This window comes from Enterobacter cloacae complex sp. IR53030 (assembly GCF_049238365.1).
GTDB classification, from domain to species: domain Bacteria; phylum Pseudomonadota; class Gammaproteobacteria; order Enterobacterales; family Enterobacteriaceae; genus Enterobacter; species Enterobacter kobei.
This window is the reverse complement of sequence record NZ_JBMKHA010000003.1, coordinates 59,853-78,542: the sequence shown is the minus strand read 5'-3', so window position 1 is coordinate 78,542 and position 18,690 is coordinate 59,853. Positions and strand designations below refer to the sequence as shown.

Sequence of the window (18,690 nt, the reverse complement as noted above, 5' to 3'; positions counted from 1 at the left end):
ATTATGGTGATGATGACCTCTTCGCGTTTTACCCGCTGGATAACCCTGTTTACGCTGGCTGCCGCCGTCGCGGTTGCACTTCCCGCTCGCGCAAACACCTGGCCTCTTCCACCGCCTGGCAGCAAGCTGGTCGGGGAAAACCGCTTTCATGTGGTTGAAAATAATGGCGGTTCACTGGAAGCCATTGCCAAAAAATATAACGTCGGTTTTCTGGCTCTGCTGCAGGCGAACCCCGGCGTCGATCCGTATGTCCCGCGCGCGGGCAGCGTACTGACGATCCCGTTACAAACTCTCCTGCCGGATGCCCCGCGCGAGGGGATCGTCATAAACCTGGCTGAGTTACGTCTCTATTATTATCCGCCGGGTAAAAATGAAGTGACCGTCTACCCTATCGGTATCGGTCAACTGGGCGGCGACACCCTGACACCGACGATGGTGACGACCGTCTCGGATAAACGGGCGAATCCAACCTGGACGCCAACGGCCAACATTCGCGCCCGTTATAAAGCCCAGGGCATCGATCTTCCCGCGGTTGTTCCGGCTGGCCCGGATAACCCAATGGGGCACCACGCGATCCGCCTGGCGGCATACGGTGGGGTTTACCTGCTGCACGGAACGAATGCCGACTTTGGCATCGGTATGCGCGTCAGCTCCGGCTGTATTCGTCTGCGCGATGACGATATCAAAACGCTGTTCAACGTCGTTACGCCAGGGACTAAAGTGAATATTATCAATACGCCGATTAAAGTCTCTGAGGAGCCGGGCGGCGTACGGCTGGTCGAAATTCACCAGCCGCTCTCAAAAAATATCGGCGACGATCCGCAGACGTTACCCATTAACCTGAATGCTGCGATGGTGAGCTTTAAAACGAATGCGAATACCGAGAGCCAGGTGATGGAACGTGCGATAGAGGCCCGGTCAGGCATGCCGACCGATGTCACCCGGCATCACGATATCGTTCAGCAGTCGATGTAAAACAGAACGTAAAACGCCCTGCTTAGCAGGGCGTTTTTTATTGCAGTGGCATAAATGAGGGTTTATGCCCGGCTTATTTGTAGATGACAGCCGTGCCGTGCAGCGTGTTAGGACCGGTCACAGAGGTGATGCGGTAGGATTTTGCACCCATTGCTTCCGCTTTTTGTGCCAGCTGATCTTCCAGTGAACCCAGGTTAGTCCCGGCAGACGCAGAGATCGTCCCGACTTTATGCTGATCGGCTGGCGTTGACTGAACTTGTACAGCAGCAACGCTTGCGAAAGAAAGTGAACTCAGTACGGCTGCAGCGATGAGGGTTTTTACGTTTTTCATGATGTTTACCTTTGGCAGATGAATTTGGAGGTCGTAAGCGATTTAGTTAACGATCGATAGGTAAATCATAAATGTGATCCAGCTCACGCGTCAACATAATTTTATAACGAGCATTAATTAATTTTTAAAGTCGTTAATTTTCATACATATATGATTAATTTATTTTTAAGCATTCTGCACTGGTGGTGGGTTGCGTTTATTTTTATAATGGTTATTCAACAAATCAACAGAGGACCAACGGCAAATGACAACCGACGTCACGAGTTGTGCGAAGAAAAGCCGTGGCCGACCAAAAGTGTTTGACAGGGATGCAGCGCTTGATAAGGCCATGACTCTCTTCTGGCAACATGGGTATGAAGCGACCTCGCTTTCCGATCTGGTAGAAGCCACCGGCGCCAAAGCACCGACGCTCTATGCTGAATTTACCAACAAAGAGGGGCTGTTCAGGGCAGTGCTGGACAGATACATTTCGCGCTTTGCAGCGAAACACGAAGCCCAGCTGTTTTGTGAAGAGAAAAGCGTTGAACAGGCGCTACGGGATTACTTCACCGCCGTTGCCACCTGCTTCACCAGTAAAGATACGCCCGCGGGCTGCTTTATGATTAACACCTCCGCCACCCTGGCGGCAGCGTCGAAAGAGATCGCCAATACGGTGAAATCGCGACATGCCATGCAGGAAGATACCCTCAGCGCATTTCTGGCTCAACGCCAGCAGCGCGGTGAAATTCCCGCGCATTGTCAGCCGCAGATGCTGGCGCAGTACCTGAGCTGTATTTTGCAGGGTATGTCGATCAGCGCGCGTGAAGGCGCGACGCTGGAAAAACTGCAGAATATAACCGAAACCACACTACGCTTGTGGCCTGAACTCCTCAAAATTTGAGGTAAAAAAAAGCTCCTCAGCCTGAGCGCTTGAGGAGCTAAGTTCAGAGAACATCTTTTTTACACTTTGTTATTCAGTACCAACTGGCCATTTCCATCCAGTGGAATTTGCGTTCCTGGGTCTTTATCCATACGGATTTTGCCCTGCTGGTCGCCAATTTTGTAGGTCACGTCATAACCCAGCATTTTCTCCGACTTGTCATAGACGGTTTTACAACGCTGCTGAGTCGTGGTGTAAGTATCGTTATCCTGCATCGCACCCTGCACCTGGTTGCCGGCATAGCCGCCACCCAGCGCACCAACGACGGTCGCGACATCTTTACCTCGGCCACCGCCAAACTGGTGACCAATTACCCCACCCGCTACTGCACCCAGAACAGAGCCGGCAATACGGTTTTCATCCTGTACCGGACGACGGTGGGTCACGGAGACGTTACGGCACTCCTGACGAGGGGTTTTTACGGTTTCTTTAATGGGAGTAGCAGAAACCACCTGCGCATACTGCGGGCCGCGATCTAATACGTTGAGACTGGCAACAGCAGCCACACCTAACGCCGCTGCGACACCAATCCCTATACCCGCCAACATAGATTTATTCACGGGACTTCCTCCTTTGTTGCTATTGGTAACAATTTTGCAATGAAGCCACGGCTTCGCCAATAAGACAAAGGATCAAAAAGTGGACACTGGAGAGGGATATATCATGTTTAGGAGAACTCTTAAGCACCTAATCCATGACGGGCAGCATGATATGCTAAAAACTCCCTCCGGAGGGCCCGGAGGGAGTGAAAGATTAGTGGAGCTTAAGACGCGGACGGATGACGCGGTTGATTCTGCCCACCAGCATCATCAGACCCGTTTTGAAGTAGCCGTGCAGTGCGATCTGGTGCATACGGTACAGTGAAATATAGACAAAGCGTGCTATGCGCCCTTCTACCATCATCGAGCCACGCATCAGGTTACCCATCAGGCTACCGACGGTAGAGAAGTTGGACAGCGATACCAGAGAGCCGTGGTCTTTATAGACATACGCCTTCATCGGTTTGCCTTTGTACTGCGCCAGAATGTTATGCAGCACCAGGCTTGCCATCTGGTGCGCAGCCTGAGCACGCGGCGGCACGAAGCCACCTTCAGGGCGCGCGCAGGAAGCACAGTCGCCAATCGCAAAGATTTCCGGGTCGCGCGTGGTTTGCAGCGTTGGCTCCGTCACCAGCTGGTTAATGCGGTTCGTTTCCAGACCACCGATATCTTTCATAAAATCAGGCGCTTTGATACCTGCCGCCCAGACCATCAGATCCGCTTTGATGTACTCGCCGTCTTTGGTGTGCAGACCGCCTTCGTCGGCGCTGGTCACCATCGTCTGTGTCAGCACCCGCACACCCAGTTTGGTGAGTTCATTGTGCGCCGCACCGGAGATACGCGGAGGCAGCGCCGGGAGGATGCGTTCACCGGCTTCGACCAGCGTGACGTTCAGCGCGTCGTTTGTTAACCCTTTATACCCGTAGCCGTGCAGCTGTTTCACCGCATTGTGCAGCTCAGCAGAGAGCTCTACCCCCGTTGCCCCGCCGCCGACAATCGCAATGTTAACCTTGCCATTCGCACCCATATTATTGGTGTACTTCAGGAACAGGTTCAGCATCTCCTGATGGAAACGACGTGCCTGGTGCGGGTTATCAAGGAAGATACAGTGCTCTTTCACGCCCGGCGTGTTGAAATCGTTAGAGGTACTGCCCAGCGCCATTACCAGCGTGTCATACGCCAGTTTGCGTTCAGGAACCAGCAGCTCGCCTTTTTCATCACGCAGCTCTGCCAAGGTGATGGTTTTGCTTTCACGGTTGATATCCACCACGGAACCCAGCTGGAACTGGAAATGGTGATTGCGTGAGTGCGCCAGATAGCTCAGCGCGTCCACGCCCTCATCCAGCGATCCGGTCGCCACTTCGTGCAGCAACGGTTTCCACAGGTGACTGTGGTTACGATCCACCAGCGTGATTTTGGCTTTTTTACCGCGACCCAGCTTCTTACCCAACTGTGTGGCCAGCTCCAGCCCGCCAGCACCACCGCCTACAATCACTATCTTTTTCAATGGCGTAGTCAACGTGACCCCCTCAAATTATTAACCAATTGTTAATTAAAAGTTATAAAAATAACCCTTAATTAACAACAGGTTACAGCACTGAAACCATTCAGGTGAATTGAGAATACCACGTCAGGCGCATTGGTCATACCAAAATTGATATGCATCAAGTTTTGATGGCTTAAAAGTAGACAATTCTGGACAAAAAGAAACCCGGTACGCATTAGCGACCGGGTTCCGGAGGTGACTGACTGTGGCTTAGCCCAGCGTTTTAAAGGCTTTTATGCGCTGCAGATGTGGGGAGATGTTCTTGAACTTATGGGTCTGTTCTTCATCCCAGACAATCTCATAGTAATGATGCAGAAGCTCCGCAGCCCGGTGGCTGTTGAGCGCCTCATCATTACGCGAAAGGATCACCAGACACCGGTCGCGGTTTTTATCGCGAAAATTACTGACGCACTTGGTGGCAATATCGACGTACTCTTCCGGGCGGTCAATTTTGCCTTCCATGTTCTCATTCGGGAAAAGGTTAGGATTAAATACAACCTGGCGTATGTCGCACAGAAAACCAATCCGCTCTGCCCAGTAGCCACCCAGGCCCACGCCGCAAATCAGCGGGCGATCGTCGATATTAAGCTGCAGCATCTTGTCCACTTCTTTGAGCAGATGCTGCATATCATGCTTCGGATGGCGCGTGCTGTAGCTGATCAACCGGACATCGGGATCGATAAACTGCAGCTGCAACACCTTCTCATGATTACCTGGACTGTTTGAGTCAAAACCGTGTAAATAGATGATCATTGTCTTCTCACCATGCTACGCCTTCCGGGAGGGATTACAGGCTGGCTTTGTGCGCCTGCCAGCGCTCATTCAGGTCTTCAAGCCGGGCGTTGACCGTCTTCCAGCGCGCCGAATCCATCAGCTCCTGACGGCTAAATGAACCTTTATGATACAATTGTGTAACACGCTCTGCATTGATCGGCGACAGGTTATCCAGCACGCTAACAGCCCCTTTACGATTATTGCAGACCAGGATCATATCGCAACCTGCGTCCAGCGACGCCTGACCGCGTTCTGCATAGCTGCCCATAATTGCCGCCCCTTCCATCGACAAATCGTCGGAGAAAATCACGCCATTGAAACCCAGCTCCTGGCGCAATACGGTTTTCAGCCAGTGCGGAGAGCCACTGGCCGGCCGCGGGTCGACGTCGCTGTAAATCACGTGGGCAGGCATGATAGCGTCAAGTTTGTTATCGGTGATAAGTGAACGGAACACTGACATATCTTTGGCACGAATTTCCGCTTCCGGGCGCGGATCGCGCGGGGTCTCTTTATGGGAATCCGCCGTCACGGCCCCGTGGCCCGGGAAGTGTTTGCCGGTGGTTTTCATACCTGCATCGTGCATCCCGTCGATAAATCGGGTCGCCATTGCCAGCGCAATACGCGGATCTTCATGGTATGAGCGCTCGCCAATCGCGGCGCTGATATGGCCCACATCAAGTACCGGGGCAAAACTGATGTCGATATCCATAGCAATCATTTCACTGGCCATCAGCCAGCCAGCGTCCTGCGCCAGTTTTCCCCCCTCTTCCGTCCCGAGCAGCGCGGCGAAAGACTGGGCAGCCGGCAGATGGGTGAAACCGTCGCGAAAACGCTGCACGCGCCCGCCTTCCTGATCGACGGCCACCACCAGATGGTTACGCGACGCGGCGCGGATCTGACGCACCAGCTCGCGCAGCTGCGCCGGATCGTGATAGTTGCGGGTAAACAGGATCAGGCCGCCCACCAGCGGATGCGCCAGAATTTCACGCTCCTCCGCATCCAGCTCAAACCCTTCAACATTCAACATGACTGGACCCACACTCACCTCTCTTATCCTTTCATTTGTAACTGACGCCAGGCATCGTCTGCCAGCGCAATAAATTGTTTATCTCTGGACTGCTGAAGGCGCATTTCAAACCAGCCCGCCATCAGCATAATGACCCAGGGTCGCCAGCGTCTCACCTGACGAGCCAGCGCGTCGGCGTCAATATGCGCTACTCTGGCATACTCTCTGATGAGCGTCAGCCGCGCGGCGTCACTTTCCGTCCAGACCGCGGCCAGCTCCAGCGCCACATCGCCGTCTCCGGCATATTCCCAGTCAATAAGTCTGGCTCCTCCTGACGTATGCACAATGTTCCCGGCGTGCACATCCATATGTAACGGTGAGAGCCGAATCGGTTGCGGCTCGCCCGCTTTACGCAGCCGTTTGAGATGCGCAAGCCAGACTGGGGTACGTCTTTTCGGGGAGGCTTGCTGCCAGTAGTGCTCAAGCAGCGGAAGTAACGCGATTCGCCACCCCAGACGCTGTTGCTGGTGCAGATGATACAGCATCGCCGCGAGCTCCGGGGTGTCCGGCAGCGCGCTTTTCACCTCGCCCTCAAGATAGTCGACGGCCATCCAGCCCTGTCGGAAAAAACGGGGTTCCGGCACGAGATCCGACGGAAGACGTCTGAGGGCACGAAACTGACGACGAAAATGGAAAGCGGGCGCGAAGGGATCGTGATTATGTCGTAAGACCAGACGGTGCGCGCCCTGCTCCAGAATACAACTCGCGCCGCCAAGCCCGGAGTGGGCCTGCGGCGCGATAAGGCGGTACTGCGGAAAATAGCGCGTCAGGATCGCATCACGCGTGCTGTCATTGTTGCGTAACCGCACCTTTACCTGACCAGATAATTTCGCCTGTCTGAACCAGCATCAGCTGCATCTGCAGGGCTGGGGTATTCACGTTGCCGGTCGCATTAGAGTACAGCACATACTGGGCGCCAACGTTGCGGGCAATCCCAATCGCCTTGCTGCGGGTGCCGAGGCTATCCTGCGGCGACAGGCCGAGTTGCTGTTTGGCCACCGCGAGCTGCTGAGCAGAGACCAGCGTAAACTTGCCGTTGTTCGCCAGGGCATTGCGCAGGGTTTCCGTCGCTTCGCCCGCGTTCAGCGAACCGTTAGTACGGTTGTTAACGCTGTCGACCAGCAGCACGCCGCCTGCCGTCACGCCCTGTGCCTGCAGCATTTTACCGACCATCGGTTGCATTGCACCGTTCCAGTCATAATGGCGCACGCGCGGCGTAGGCTGTGACGTCTGGTCCGGGTGCTCAATTGGACCGGGCTGGGACGGAATAGACGGTACAGACGGCACGGTTGGCTGTGGCTCCGTTGGCGTTGTCGGCTGCTCAGTACCCGGTTTAGCCTCTTCTACAGGTGCAGGCTGTTCAGTACGGGTCACACACCCTGCCAGAAACAGAGCGAAAGCGGTCACGAGCGCATAACGGCTCAAATTTTTAATCAAAGTTCACCCCTTACAGATAAAGATAAAGTCTTACCTTATGTGCACCCAAATAGCTGGCGCTGTCATAGATCGTTACCGACGACCTCGCCGGAAGGGTGACGCTGCGCGGCGCCTCCAGCGGATGCATTTCAAGACCTCTTACGTCATACCAGAAAAAACGGTAGTGGACCGTCACGGGTTCATTTCGTTCGTTAAAGAGCGCAGAGGAGGCTGAAGACTTAATTTCACTGACCGTTAACGCGGGCTGTTGCGCCGTAATACCCGCCGCCAGCACGGAGGACTCCATCACCAGCGTCTGTTCATCGCTCACGGGGATCGCCGGGCGCGTGCTGCATCCCACAATCATCATCGTCATTACCAGCGCTGCAATACGCCCTTTAAACATGTCAAAGACCTTTGTGTGCCAGCATCGGCCCCAGAGGACGTCCACCCAGCAGATGCATGTGAATATGATAAACTTCCTGGCCGCCATGACGATTACAGTTCATGATCAGACGGTAACCGTCCTCCGCTATGCCTTCCTGCTCGGCAATTTTCGCCGCCACCGTCAGCATACGACCTAACGACACTTCGTGCTCGGTTTTTACGTCATTTACGGTCGGAATCAGAATATTGGGAATGATAAGGACGTGTGTCGGTGCCTGGGGGGAAATGTCCCGGAAAGCCGTCACCAGTTCATCCTGATAGACGATATCCGAGGGGATTTCGCGACGGATAATTTTACTGAAAATCGTTTCTTCAGCCATGACCTTTTCCTTTTTTGTTAAATCTGGCGTGGTGCGTCCGCTGATAACACACTCTCGGGAAGACTGTGTGACACAATCCAAGAGTATGAGCGAGTTTCTCCTGTCCTTTCAACCTTCTCCCCCGAATTCTTTCCTGAATCTTCATCAGCTGAATGAAGAGTGACCGCTCAGGCGTATTCACTGGCTGAAACATTATTTCAGTTCCGCTCGACACATCTGTTTACAGCATTAATGGCAATGCGTATATTTCGCATTTGCATTTTCATGCGCATTTTTAACATAGAAAACGACGTCAGACCGCGATCGCGGGACTGATGCTACCAACCTTCACCGTTCTTAAGGGTTTGATCATGTCTTTCAATCATCATACCAGGGATGGGCAACGTCAGCCTGTCGCAACGCCTTCGTTGCTGACAGCCTGCATTGCTATGGCATTGATGCCAGCCGTGAGTTTTGCCGCCTCCACAGACGAAGATACCGTTGTGGTTGATGGCGGTTTCGATAACGCGCCAGCCCCGTCCGACGGGCAGGATCGGGACTACAGCGTCAAGACCACCACCACCGGGACCAAACTGCTCCTCGTGCCTCGCGATATTCCGCAGTCCGTCAGCGTCATCAGCCAGCAGCGCATGGCGGATCAAAACCTGCAGTCTATCGGTCAGGTGTTAACCAATACCACTGGCGTGACGGCGCAGGTTCAGGACAGCGACCGTACCGTATTTTACTCACGCGGATTCTTCGTGAGTAACTATGCGTACGATGACCTGCCGACCTCCATCAGCGAAGTGTGGAACTTCGGCGATACTGCCGCCGATACCGCGATTTATGACCGTATCGAAGTGGTACGCGGCGCAACCGGCCTGATGTCCGGGACGGGAAACCCGGCGGCCTATGTCAATATGGTGCGCAAACATGCAGACAGCAATGAATTCAAAGGTAATGTCAGTGCCAGCTACGGCAGCTGGGATAAACAGCGCTACGTGCTGGATCTGCAGGCGCCGCTGGTGGAGTCTGGCAAGATACGCGGCCGCCTGATTACGGGCTATCAGGATAACGACAGCTTTGTTGATAACTACCACTACCGTAAAAAATTCCTCTACGGCGTGGTGGATGCGGATGTGACCGACAGCACGACCCTTTCTGTCGGCTATGAATACCAGGAAAGCAACACCGAGGATCCGACCTGGGGCGGATTGCCAACCTGGAACAGCGACGGGAGTAAAACCCATTACGATCGTAGCCAGACCGTAGCGCCAAAGTGGGCATATTCGGATAAAGATAACACCCGCATTTTCGCCAACCTGACTCAGCGCTTTGACAACGGCTGGGAAGCCCACATCAACGGCATGCATGCTGATACGAATTTCGACAGCAAACTGATGTATATGTCCGGCTATCCCGATCAAGCGACCGGTGCAGGCATGGTGGGCTATGGTGGCTGGAACAAAGGCGAGCGCAAACAGGATGCGGTTGATGCCTTCCTGCGCGGCGGATTCGATCTCTTTGGCCGTCAGCACGAAATGATGTTTGGCGGCAGCTTCAGCCGCCAGCGCAACCATTATGACAATAGGATGCCGGATGCGTTATACGGCATGGTCGACGTGGGTAATTTCAAAAACTGGAACGGGGATATTGCCGATCCTCAGTGGACGCCATGGAAGCTCTATAGCCAGGACGACATCCGTCAGTCATCGGCCTATACTTCCGCCCGCTTCTCGCTTGCCGATCCGCTGCACCTGATCCTCGGGGCGCGCTATACCAACTATAACATTCGCTATAACCCGGCGGGCTCTCCGGACACCCGTCTGGAAAGTACCAAAGATGACGTCACGCCTTACGCGGGCCTGGTCTACGACATTAATGAAGACTGGTCGACTTACGTCAGCTATACCTCAATCTTCCAGCCTCAGGACAAGCGTAATGCCAGTGGTCGTTACCTCGACCCAACCACGGGTAAAAGCTATGAAGCCGGTGTGAAAGCGGACTGGTTCAATACCCGCCTGACCACCTCGCTGGCAATTTTCCGCATTGAACAGGATAACGTGGCGAGCAACACTTATACCTACATGCCGAGCGGTGAATCCATTTATGAATCGCTGGACGGTGTGGTGAGTAAAGGGATTGAGTTCGAGCTTAACGGCGCGCTGACGGATAACTGGCAGCTAACGTTCGGCGCAACCCGCTACATTGCTGAAGATAAAAACGGCAACGCAGTCAGCTCCGATCAGCCGCGCACAACCATGAAGCTGTTTACCCGTTATCAACTGCCAATGCTGCCAGAACTAACCGTGGGCGGTGGCGTAAACTGGCAGAATAAGGTGTGGACGGATGTGGACGGCGGCCCGGCGGGACAATCACGTGCAGAGCAAGGCAGTTACGGGCTGGTTAACCTGTTCAGCCGTTATCAGGTCACCAAAGAGTTTGCCGTCCAGGCTAACGTCAACAACCTGTTTGACAAAGAGTATTACGATTACGTCGGCTCTTATGTGGTTTATGGCGCACCGTTGAACGTCTCGGTGAGCGCGAGTTATGATTTTTGAGTGACAGAAGCCCGGTGGCGCTACGCTTACCGGGCACAACAAACCGCAGCAATAAAAAAGGCAGCCATTCGGCTGCCTTAGTCTCCCCTGCTCACAGCTTAGCTGTTGCGGATGTACTCATCCATTTCGGTTTTCAGGTTATCGGATTTCGTACCGAAGATTGCCTGAACACCAGAACCTGCAACAACCACGCCCGCTGCGCCCAGTTTTTTCAGACCCGGCTGGTCTACTTTCGCAACATCGGCAACGCTCACACGCAGACGAGTGATACACGCGTCCAGGTTAGTGATGTTCTCTTTGCCACCGAACGCTGCAACCAGGGCCGGAGCCATTTCGCTGGTCACACCTGCTTTGCTGTCTTCAGTTGCATCTTCACGGCCTGGGGTTTTCAGGTCCAGTGCTTTGATCAGCACGCGGAAGATGGTGTAGTAGACAACGGCATAGCACGCACCCACGATTGGGAACAGCCACAGTTTGCTGCTGTTACCGGACAGAACGATAAAGTCGATCAGACCGTGAGAGAAGGACGTACCGTCACGCATACCCAGCAGGATACAGATTGGGAACGCCAGACCCGCCAGAATCGCGTGGATAACGTACAGGATCGGCGCAACGAACATGAAGGAGAACTCGATCGGCTCGGTGATACCGGTCAGGAACGAGGTCAGCGCTGCGGAGATCATGATACCGCCCACTTTTGCACGGTTCTCTGGTTTAGCAGAGTGCCAGATTGCAATCGCAGCAGCCGGCAGGCCGTACATTTTGAACAGGAAGCCACCAGACAGTTTGCCTGCAGTTGGATCACCTGCCATGTAACGTGGGATATCACCGTGGAATACCTGGCCAGCTGCGTTGGTGAATTCACCAATCTGCATCTGGAATGGAACGTTCCAGATGTGGTGCAGACCGAATGGCACCAGGCAACGCTCGATGAAGCCGTAGATACCAAACGCGACAACCGGGTTCTGGTAAGCAGCCCACTGAGAGAAGGTCTGGATCGCGGAACCGATTGGTGGCCAGATGAAGGACAGGATCACGCCAGTGAAAATCGCTGCCAGACCAGAGATGATCGGAACGAAACGCTTGCCCGCGAAGAAGCCCAGATACTCAGGCAGCTTGATGCGATAGAAGCGGTTAAACATATATGCTGCAATCGCACCGGAGATGATACCGCCCAGAACACCGGTGTCTGCCAGGTGTTTCGCGGCAATCTCTTCTGCCGGTAAATGCAGAACCAGAGGCGCAACCACAGCCATGGTTTTCACCATGATGCCGTAGGCAACCACTGCAGCCAGCGCAGAAACGCCGTCGTTATTGGTGAAGCCCAGCGCCACACCGATCGCGAAGATCAGAGGCATGTTAGCAAAGACGGAACCGCCTGCTTCGGCCATCACATGGGAAACTACGGCTGGCAGCCAGCTGAAGTTTGCAGAACCGACACCCAGCAGGATACCTGCGATAGGCAGTACGGATACTGGCAGCATCAGCGATTTACCGACCTTTTGCAGGTTAGCAAATGCATTCTTAAACATAATTGAGAGTGCTCCTGAGTATTTGTGCTTTTTTTACGCTTTCACGCATTGGCCCGGGGGGAGTACCGTGCCGTGGACAGGACATCTAAGCGCCCTTTATTTATTACACAGAGTAAAATAATTCCCTCTGGGATTGTTTGACGGCTATCACGTTTCAGCTTAAGACGGACGAAAAACTTGCAGTTATTTACAAAAAGCATGTCTGGATGTGTCTAAATACATCCTCACCGCCCCAAATGAGGCGGTGAACTTTACTCGTTTTGTTTATTAATTACGAGCCTAAAAAAAACAGGTGTATCAGACAGATTGCAGGCGGGCGGGGTCGATATGGAACAGCGCAGAGAAGTTTTCCGTCGTGACGCGGGCCAGCTCTTCGATGCTGACGCCTTTAAGCACGGCCATGTATTCCGCAACGTCTCGCGTCATGGCTGGCTGGTTCTCTTTCCCGCGATGCGGTACCGGTGCCAGATACGGAGAGTCTGTTTCTACCAGAATGCGGTCGAGCGGAACATAACGCGCAGCATCACGCAGCTGCTCTGCATTACGGAACGTCACGATCCCGGAAAACGAAATATAAAACCCTAGATCAAGCAGTTTACCCGCCGTTTCTCTGTCTTCTGTGAAACAGTGTAGTACGCCACCGCAATCCGTCACCTTTTCTTCCTGGAGGATCGCCAGCGTATCGGCGCGTGCATCACGGGTATGCACGATGACCGGTTTGTTCAGCTCGCGGCCAATGCGGATATGGTTGCGGAAGGATTCCTGCTGGCGCGGTTTCGTTTCCGGCGTGTAAAAATAGTCCAGCCCGGTTTCACCCATCGCCACGACGCCCTCTTCCGCAGCCAGTCGGCGTAACTCATCAACATCGTACGCTTCATCCTGGTTCAGTGGATGCACGCCGCAGGAGAACACCACGTTATCGCGAACGCCCACCAGCTCTCGCATGGCGCGGTACCCCGGCAATGTCGTCGCCACGGCAAGACAAAATTTCACATCGCGGGCAGCGGCTTTTGCCAGCACGTCATCCACGTCATTGTGAAGGGATTGATAATCCAGGCCATCAAGATGGCAGTGTGAGTCGACTAAAAACATAATGTCTCTCTCAGAGATGGGAAACAGGCGGCGTAACGCCTGGTTGCAGGTAATGTTCAATACGCAGTAACTGGTCGGTCAGTAACAGCTCGCGATTAAGACCCGTTACGGTTAAAAGCTGTTCCCGGCTTTCGCAGATATCATGAAGGATAGCGTGCAAGGACGTTCCTGAAAGGCGGCTCGCCAGCAGGTTCACCAGTGGCCACGCGTCCGGGTTTGTCAGTAGCATTGCCCGCTGCTGGAGCTTTAGCGCATCCAAAAGTAAGGACGCCAGCCAGTGCAAACGCTCAACGGCCCGATCGCTATTCAGTGCAGGCAGCAAGCTCAACCAGTCCTGGCTGTTGAGCGAAGCCTCGACGGCCTTACAGAGCGTTTCTCGCTGCGACCAGACGTCGGGTTGCAGTAATGCCAGCGCCGCTGCGGGCGCGCCGCTGCTCAGGCGAAGCGCAGAGAGCGCACTTTCCTGTGACGTTGTCACCTCGCGTTCTAGCCAGCTCAAGGACCATGATTCCTGGGGCACCGCAAGGTGATGAAGACGACAGCGGCTGCGCAACGTTGCCAGCAATCGGCCCGGATCGCGGCATGAGAGGAAGAACCATGTTTTCTCCGGCGGCTCTTCCAGCGTTTTGAGCAGCGCGTTAGCCGCCGCCTCGGTCAGTAATGCAGCGTCGTTGAGCCAGACGACTTTCGCCCCGCCCAGTCGCGCATGTTCGTACAGTTTTTCACTGACTTCACGCACGGCATCAATACCGAGCGCGCTTTTGCCCTTCTCAGGCGCCAGCGTGTAATAGTCAGGATGCGTGCCCGCCTGCATCAGCTGGCAGCCACGGCAATTCCCGCAGCTTTTGTGCCCTTCAGGCTGCTGGCACATCAGGAAACGGGTAATGGCGTAAATTAGCGCATCATCCCCCATCCCCGGCAATGCCTGAATCAGTAACGCATGATGCCCCCGACCGGCCTGATAGCTGTTGATCAGCTGTTCAAAGTGCGGGCGCAACCATGGATACCATTTCATGCCTGCTGCTCCTGTAGCCACTGCGTAACGGTCTGCTGGATGTCTTGCGTGACGTCTTCCAGCGATTGCGTCGCATCGATGGTACGAATTGAGCTGTCCTGCGCGGCCAGCTCTAGATAGCGTGCGCGGGTGCGGTTAAAGAAATCAAAGGACTCTTGTTCAATGCGATCCAGCTCGCCGCGCGCGCGGGCGCGTTTGAGGCCCACTTCCGGAGTGACATCCAGATAGAGCGTCAGGTCCGGGCGAAAATCACCCAGTACGGCATTACGCAGCGTTGCCAGCATTGTCTGGTCAATACCGCGTCCCCCGCCCTGATACGCCTGAGTGGACAGATCGTGACGGTCGCCGATCACCCACTTGCCATTGGCCAGAGCGGGTTTAATCACCGTCTCAACCAGCTGGACGCGCGCCGCATAGAACATCAGCACTTCGGCTTTGTCAGTGATAACTTCGTCACCAACAGATTTGATATCCAGCACCAGGCTGCGCAGTTTCTCAGCCAGCTGAGTGCCGCCTGGCTCTCGGGTGAAGACCATGTCAGTGACGCCAAGCGCGTTCAGCGTTTCCACCACTACGTCGCGAGCGGTGGTTTTCCCCGCACCTTCGAGTCCCTCAATGACAATGTATTTACTGCGCATTTTTTTCCTTAAGTGCCTTCAGATAGTCCTGAACAGAGCGATTATGACTGACAAGGTTGGTGTTAAAGGTGTGCCCCCCTTTTCCGTCAGCCACAAAATAGAGATACGGTGTTTTGGCCGGATGCGCGGCGGCTTTAAGCGACGCCTCGCTCGGCGTTGCAATCGGGCCCGGCGGCAGGCCGTTAATGACGTAGGTATTATACGCCGTTGGCGTCTCGAGATCTTTCCTCGAAATCTTTCCGCTGTAGCGCTCGCCCATGCCGTAAATAACGGTAGGGTCGGTTTGCAGACGCATGCCAATGCGAAGACGGTTGATAAATACCGACGCGACCCGATCGCGCTCGGCAGCAACGGCAGTCTCTTTCTCGATGATCGAAGCCATGGTCACGAACTGGTTTTGATCTTTATAGGGCAGCCCTTCCATACGCCCTTCCCAGGCGGAATCGACTGCCGCGACCATCTTTTTGTGCGCCCGTTTAAGAATCGCGACATCCGTCGTGCCCGCGGTGTACATCCAGGTGTCCGGCCAGAACCAGCCTTCCACCCACTCAGGATGCTCAAATTTCAGCACCCAGGCGACCGTCTCGTAACGATCATCTTTCAGAGTGTGCTTGATATAGGGTGCATCACGCAGCTGTTTCAGGTAATCGCTCAGTCGCATTCCTTCGACAAAACGCAGCGGGAACTGCGCTTCTTTGCCACTTTCCAGCAGCTGCAGCATCTCCCTGACAGTCATGCCGGGCGTAAAACGATAGGTACCGGCCTTGAAGTGAGACAGTTCCGGCTCGATACGCAGTAACCACTGGAACACGCGCGGGCGGTTGATGATTTTATCGCTGTAAAGCTGTTCGCCCAGCGCCATCCGCCCGGTACCGGCTTTAAGGGTAAAAATCGTCTCGTCTTTAATGAGGATCTTACTGTCCGCCAGCTGGAAAACTTTCCATACACCGACGCCGGCGGCAGCGCCGAGGACAACCAACAGTAACAGAACAAGGCGTAACAGTTTCATCATGCTAATCGGACGACTCACAAATTGGGGCTAAATAGTGGTAAAGTTCGCGCGCGGGCCACTCTCGCTCTGCGTAGCGCTGTACGGGGACAACCGGCATTAGCGCGTTGCAGATAAGCACTTCATCAGCCTGCGCGAGCGCCGTTAGCGGCGCATTCACTTCGACAACGCGATACGCGGTCAGTGCCAGTTGGGCGATAATAAACTGCCGCATAATGCCGTTTACGCCCGCCTGATCGAGGCGTGGGGTAAAGACATCCTGCCCACAGCGCCAGAACAGATTTGCGGCACAGCATTCCGTAAGCCACCCATCGCTGTCAAGGACAAGGGCTTCATCGGCATCCGTCTGCTCAAGATGAGAACGAATCAGCACCTGCTCAAGGCGGTTGAGGTGCTTCATTCCTGCAAGATAAGGGTTGCGACCCAAGGGGATCGGGCTGAGAGCAAGCGTTACGCCGGTTTCTTTCCAGCGTGCGTAATGCGTAGGATATTCAGAAACGCTCAGGATGCGCACCGGTTGCTGACAGCCTGCGGGGCTATAGCCGCGACCGCCAGCTCCACGCGTGATAACAACCTTTAATACGCCATCACCCTTTTTTTGCGCCATATCCCGCATTTCCGCAGCAAGGGTTTCCCATGCATAAAACGGGATAGCCAACCTTGTGCAGGCCGTCTGCAAACGTGTCAGATGGTGGCTGAAAAGTGAAACAACGCCGCCGCTAATTCGAGCAGTGGTAAAACAACCATCCCCAAACTCAACGCTACGATCGTTCACATCTAACTTTTTTTGTAACTCACCATTAATTAGATACATTCACCCTCCATATAAATACCTGACTAGGGTGGCAGGTGAAAGAGGATATCGCAAGTCTGTTATCTTCGAATAAATGTAAAAAAGCACAGGAAGGTTGGGCGCGCCTACGCCTGTATACATGAGAGAAATGCTATTCATCTATTAATGAATAAATGAAATATTATTCACGGAGAGGATTATTAAAGTTAAATTAAAAACACTCATTAGATATAGTTTATAGTTCATATTTTAGCACATAGATATAATCCCCCATGTGAATACCCAAGTGCGCAAGATGGTTTTAAAAACACAAGACAATGTTTCTTGCTGAAAACTATCGAGCACCATCACATCGTGTGCCATGAGTACTCACCTGTGTTTTATATCAATCACACTCTTCAAGGACATTATCAATGAAAGGAAAAGTAGCGGCTGTTGCCTTAATCACTACACTCGGAATGGTTTCTGCCGCGCAGGCCGATGATGGACAGGTAAATTTCACCGGTAATATCATCGAGCAAGGTTGTAAAATTGACACCACCATGACCGCACCGCAGACCGTCAAGTTAGGTGATATCGCTAAAACTGCTCTGCCAGAGGCTGGTTCCGTTGCCGCGAATACTCGCTTTACCCTGAAACTGTCTGAGTGCCCGGCAGACCTGAAAGGCAAAGCTGTTGTTGTGAAATACACCGGCAAACCAGACGCCACTAATAATGACTATCTGGAAGTCACCGGCGCAGGCACCACTGGCGTTGCCAAAGGCGTTGCTATTCAGTTGCTGAACGGCGACGGCACCGCGTTACCGCTGGCAACCGCATCTAAAGCAGCGACCATCGATGCGACTGCTGGCACCGCTACCATGAATTTCAGCGCACAGTATATCGCAACTGCCGCTACCGTTGAGGCGGGTTCCGCTAACGGTACCGCTAACTTTACGCTGGCATACAATTAATCATCGCGCGATAAATTTCCGCCTTTGGCTATAAGCAATGCCGGGGCTTCCCGGCATTGCTATTTTGAGGTTAACCAGATGAAATTAGTGAATTCATTAATCGCCGCTGCATTTGTTTTTTCAATGGCAACAGCGCAAGCGGGTGTTATTATTGGAGGCACTCGCATTATATATCATGCAGACAAAAAAGAATCTTCCCTGGACGTCAAAAACCCAGACCCATACTCCTATTTAATTCAGTCATGGGTTGATAAAGATGAAAACGACACCAGTAAAACACCGTTTATCGTCACGCCGCCCCTGTTCCGCTTAGCTGGCAATGAAGAAAACAAACTGCGTATTATTAATACGGGCGGGAATCTGCCACAGGATCGTGAGTCACTGTTCTGGATGAACATTAAAACCATTCCGGCAACAGAAAAGTTAGACAACGTAAATACCCTACAGATTGCGATTAAGACACGTATCAAACTCATTTATCGCCCCGCATCGCTTACTGAAATGCCGGAAAAGTTTGCCAGCAAGCCTAGCTGGAAACGCAGCGATCAACAGCTTACGGTCAGTAACCCAACCCCCTATTACATTAACTTCAGCGAAGTCAAAGTCGGTGCCAGTACGGTTACGGATGCGACATACGTTGCGCCCATGTCCAGCGCGACCTTCAGTCTTCCGGCAAATGCCAAAGGCAATATTCGCTGGAAAATTATCAGTGACTTCGGCGCAGCTGGCGCGGAACACCAGACGCAGTAATCACTCATTAGATACTCGGACTCCGAAAGGATCAC

20 protein-coding genes are annotated in these 18,690 nt (G+C 53.6%); 5 read left to right on the top strand and 15 right to left on the bottom strand.

The annotated features are described in order from the left end of the window. The first annotated feature begins 9 nt into the window (after positions 1 to 9). Positions 10 to 975 carry a L,D-transpeptidase LdtC gene (ldtC, locus tag ACOTXR_RS04045; protein ID WP_058689750.1) on the top strand — a complete coding sequence of 322 codons (966 nt, stop codon included), beginning with the start codon at positions 10 to 12 and terminating at the stop codon, positions 973 to 975. 73 nt (positions 976 to 1,048) lie between these two features. Here ldtC and bhsA read toward each other — a convergent pair whose 3' ends face one another. Beyond that, positions 1,049 to 1,306 carry a multiple stress resistance protein BhsA gene (bhsA, locus tag ACOTXR_RS04040; protein WP_014883401.1) on the bottom strand — a complete coding sequence of 86 codons (258 nt, stop codon included), beginning with the start codon at positions 1,304 to 1,306 and terminating at the stop codon, positions 1,049 to 1,051. A gap of 244 nt (positions 1,307 to 1,550) precedes the next feature. On the opposite strand from bhsA, the gene comR reads away from it, so the two are divergent. Then, positions 1,551 to 2,186 carry a TetR family copper-responsive transcriptional repressor ComR gene (gene comR / locus ACOTXR_RS04035; RefSeq protein ID WP_058689751.1) on the top strand — a complete coding sequence of 212 codons (636 nt, stop codon included), beginning with the start codon at positions 1,551 to 1,553 and terminating at the stop codon, positions 2,184 to 2,186. 59 nt (positions 2,187 to 2,245) lie between these two features. Here the strand turns inward: comR and ACOTXR_RS04030 are convergent, their stop codons facing one another. The 8 genes from ACOTXR_RS04030 to hinT all read right to left on the bottom strand — a co-directional run bounded on the left by ACOTXR_RS04030 (position 2,246) and on the right by hinT (position 8,333). Then, a complete protein-coding gene (locus tag ACOTXR_RS04030; RefSeq protein WP_008500779.1) occupies positions 2,246 to 2,785 on the bottom strand; it encodes a glycine zipper 2TM domain-containing protein in 540 nt (179 codons plus the stop codon). 193 nt (positions 2,786 to 2,978) lie between these two features. Next, the gene (locus ACOTXR_RS04025; RefSeq protein ID WP_421766997.1) at positions 2,979 to 4,283 is read right to left on the bottom strand and encodes an NAD(P)/FAD-dependent oxidoreductase; all 1,305 of its coding nucleotides are present in this window, start codon (positions 4,281 to 4,283) and stop codon (positions 2,979 to 2,981) included. 237 nt (positions 4,284 to 4,520) lie between these two features. Next, positions 4,521 to 5,063: an alpha/beta hydrolase YcfP gene (gene ycfP / locus ACOTXR_RS04020; RefSeq protein ID WP_014883398.1), complete on the bottom strand. Its 543-nt coding sequence runs from the start codon at positions 5,061 to 5,063 to the stop codon at positions 4,521 to 4,523. Positions 5,064 to 5,097: 34 nt separating this feature from the next. Further along, positions 5,098 to 6,123 carry a beta-N-acetylhexosaminidase gene (nagZ, locus tag ACOTXR_RS04015; protein ID WP_032637919.1) on the bottom strand — a complete coding sequence of 342 codons (1,026 nt, stop codon included), beginning with the start codon at positions 6,121 to 6,123 and terminating at the stop codon, positions 5,098 to 5,100. Positions 6,124 to 6,134: 11 nt separating this feature from the next. Continuing rightward, on the bottom strand, positions 6,135 to 6,959 hold the full coding sequence (thiK, locus tag ACOTXR_RS04010; RefSeq protein ID WP_045269417.1) for a thiamine kinase: 825 nt from the start codon (positions 6,957 to 6,959) through the stop codon (positions 6,135 to 6,137). Then, a complete protein-coding gene (gene lpoB, locus ACOTXR_RS04005; RefSeq protein ID WP_014883395.1) occupies positions 6,940 to 7,587 on the bottom strand; it encodes a penicillin-binding protein activator LpoB in 648 nt (215 codons plus the stop codon). Before lpoB ends, thiK begins: the two co-directional genes overlap by 20 nt. 10 nt (positions 7,588 to 7,597) lie before the next feature. After that, the gene (locus ACOTXR_RS04000; RefSeq protein WP_023332707.1) at positions 7,598 to 7,972 is read right to left on the bottom strand and encodes a YcfL family protein; all 375 of its coding nucleotides are present in this window, start codon (positions 7,970 to 7,972) and stop codon (positions 7,598 to 7,600) included. Between the two features lies 1 nt (position 7,973). After that, on the bottom strand, positions 7,974 to 8,333 hold the full coding sequence (hinT, locus tag ACOTXR_RS03995; RefSeq protein WP_058689752.1) for a purine nucleoside phosphoramidase: 360 nt from the start codon (positions 8,331 to 8,333) through the stop codon (positions 7,974 to 7,976). Between the two features lie 350 nt (positions 8,334 to 8,683). On the opposite strand from hinT, the gene fhuE reads away from it, so the two are divergent. Then, complete coding sequence (fhuE, locus tag ACOTXR_RS03990; RefSeq protein ID WP_421766996.1) at positions 8,684 to 10,873, top strand: ferric-rhodotorulic acid/ferric-coprogen receptor FhuE; 2,190 nt, start codon at positions 8,684 to 8,686, stop codon at positions 10,871 to 10,873. A 98-nt stretch (positions 10,874 to 10,971) separates the two neighbouring features. On the opposite strand, the gene ptsG is transcribed toward fhuE, so the two are convergent. The 6 genes from ptsG to pabC form a co-directional block, all read right to left on the bottom strand. Continuing rightward, positions 10,972 to 12,405: a PTS glucose transporter subunit IIBC gene (gene ptsG / locus ACOTXR_RS03985; protein WP_014883391.1), complete on the bottom strand. Its 1,434-nt coding sequence runs from the start codon at positions 12,403 to 12,405 to the stop codon at positions 10,972 to 10,974. A 297-nt stretch (positions 12,406 to 12,702) separates the two neighbouring features. After that, the gene (locus ACOTXR_RS03980) at positions 12,703 to 13,497 is read right to left on the bottom strand and encodes a metal-dependent hydrolase (protein ID WP_023332705.1); all 795 of its coding nucleotides are present in this window, start codon (positions 13,495 to 13,497) and stop codon (positions 12,703 to 12,705) included. A gap of 10 nt (positions 13,498 to 13,507) precedes the next feature. Further along, positions 13,508 to 14,512 (bottom strand): DNA polymerase III subunit delta', encoded by a 1,005-nt coding sequence (holB, locus tag ACOTXR_RS03975; protein WP_421766995.1) that lies wholly within the window; start codon positions 14,510 to 14,512, stop codon positions 13,508 to 13,510. Then, the gene (tmk, locus tag ACOTXR_RS03970) at positions 14,509 to 15,150 is read right to left on the bottom strand and encodes a dTMP kinase (RefSeq protein ID WP_045269414.1); all 642 of its coding nucleotides are present in this window, start codon (positions 15,148 to 15,150) and stop codon (positions 14,509 to 14,511) included. Before tmk ends, holB begins: the two co-directional genes overlap by 4 nt. Further along, complete coding sequence (gene yceG, locus ACOTXR_RS03965; RefSeq protein WP_058689755.1) at positions 15,140 to 16,162, bottom strand: cell division protein YceG; 1,023 nt, start codon at positions 16,160 to 16,162, stop codon at positions 15,140 to 15,142. Before yceG ends, tmk begins: the two co-directional genes overlap by 11 nt. A gap of 1 nt (position 16,163) precedes the next feature. Beyond that, positions 16,164 to 16,973, bottom strand: coding sequence for an aminodeoxychorismate lyase (gene pabC, locus ACOTXR_RS03960; protein WP_421766994.1), 810 nt, complete (start codon positions 16,971 to 16,973; stop codon positions 16,164 to 16,166). A 392-nt stretch (positions 16,974 to 17,365) separates the two neighbouring features. Between pabC and ACOTXR_RS03955 the strand changes: the two genes are divergently transcribed. Further along, a complete protein-coding gene (locus ACOTXR_RS03955; protein WP_014883385.1) occupies positions 17,366 to 17,905 on the top strand; it encodes a fimbrial protein in 540 nt (179 codons plus the stop codon). 78 nt (positions 17,906 to 17,983) lie between these two features. Beyond that, positions 17,984 to 18,655 carry a fimbrial biogenesis chaperone gene (locus tag ACOTXR_RS03950; RefSeq protein WP_222834813.1) on the top strand — a complete coding sequence of 224 codons (672 nt, stop codon included), beginning with the start codon at positions 17,984 to 17,986 and terminating at the stop codon, positions 18,653 to 18,655. The last annotated feature ends 35 nt before the right edge of the window (positions 18,656 to 18,690 follow it).

Excerpts from the sequence above, each read along its gene's own strand:
- ACOTXR_RS04000 (WP_023332707.1), bottom strand. The coding sequence starts at position 7,972 with ATGTTTAAAGGGCGTATTGCAGCGCTGGTAATGACGATGATGATTGTG.
- yceG (WP_058689755.1), bottom strand. The coding sequence starts at position 16,162 with ATGATGAAACTGTTACGCCTTGTTCTGTTACTGTTGGTTGTCCTCGGC.
- ACOTXR_RS03950 (WP_222834813.1), top strand. The coding sequence starts at position 17,984 with ATGAAATTAGTGAATTCATTAATCGCCGCTGCATTTGTTTTTTCAATG.
- tmk (WP_045269414.1), bottom strand. The coding sequence starts at position 15,150 with ATGCGCAGTAAATACATTGTCATTGAGGGACTCGAAGGTGCGGGGAAA.
- bhsA (WP_014883401.1), bottom strand. The coding sequence starts at position 1,306 with ATGAAAAACGTAAAAACCCTCATCGCTGCAGCCGTACTGAGTTCACTT.
- hinT (WP_058689752.1), bottom strand. The coding sequence starts at position 8,333 with ATGGCTGAAGAAACGATTTTCAGTAAAATTATCCGTCGCGAAATCCCC.
- ACOTXR_RS03955 (WP_014883385.1), top strand. The coding sequence starts at position 17,366 with ATGAAAGGAAAAGTAGCGGCTGTTGCCTTAATCACTACACTCGGAATG.
- pabC (WP_421766994.1), bottom strand. The coding sequence starts at position 16,973 with ATGTATCTAATTAATGGTGAGTTACAAAAAAAGTTAGATGTGAACGAT.
- ptsG (WP_014883391.1), bottom strand. The coding sequence starts at position 12,405 with ATGTTTAAGAATGCATTTGCTAACCTGCAAAAGGTCGGTAAATCGCTG.
- ldtC (WP_058689750.1), top strand. The coding sequence starts at position 10 with ATGATGACCTCTTCGCGTTTTACCCGCTGGATAACCCTGTTTACGCTG.
- ACOTXR_RS03980 (WP_023332705.1), bottom strand. The coding sequence starts at position 13,497 with ATGTTTTTAGTCGACTCACACTGCCATCTTGATGGCCTGGATTATCAA.
- fhuE (WP_421766996.1), top strand. The coding sequence starts at position 8,684 with ATGTCTTTCAATCATCATACCAGGGATGGGCAACGTCAGCCTGTCGCA.
- comR (WP_058689751.1), top strand. The coding sequence starts at position 1,551 with ATGACAACCGACGTCACGAGTTGTGCGAAGAAAAGCCGTGGCCGACCA.
- ycfP (WP_014883398.1), bottom strand. The coding sequence starts at position 5,063 with ATGATCATCTATTTACACGGTTTTGACTCAAACAGTCCAGGTAATCAT.
- holB (WP_421766995.1), bottom strand. The coding sequence starts at position 14,512 with ATGAAATGGTATCCATGGTTGCGCCCGCACTTTGAACAGCTGATCAAC.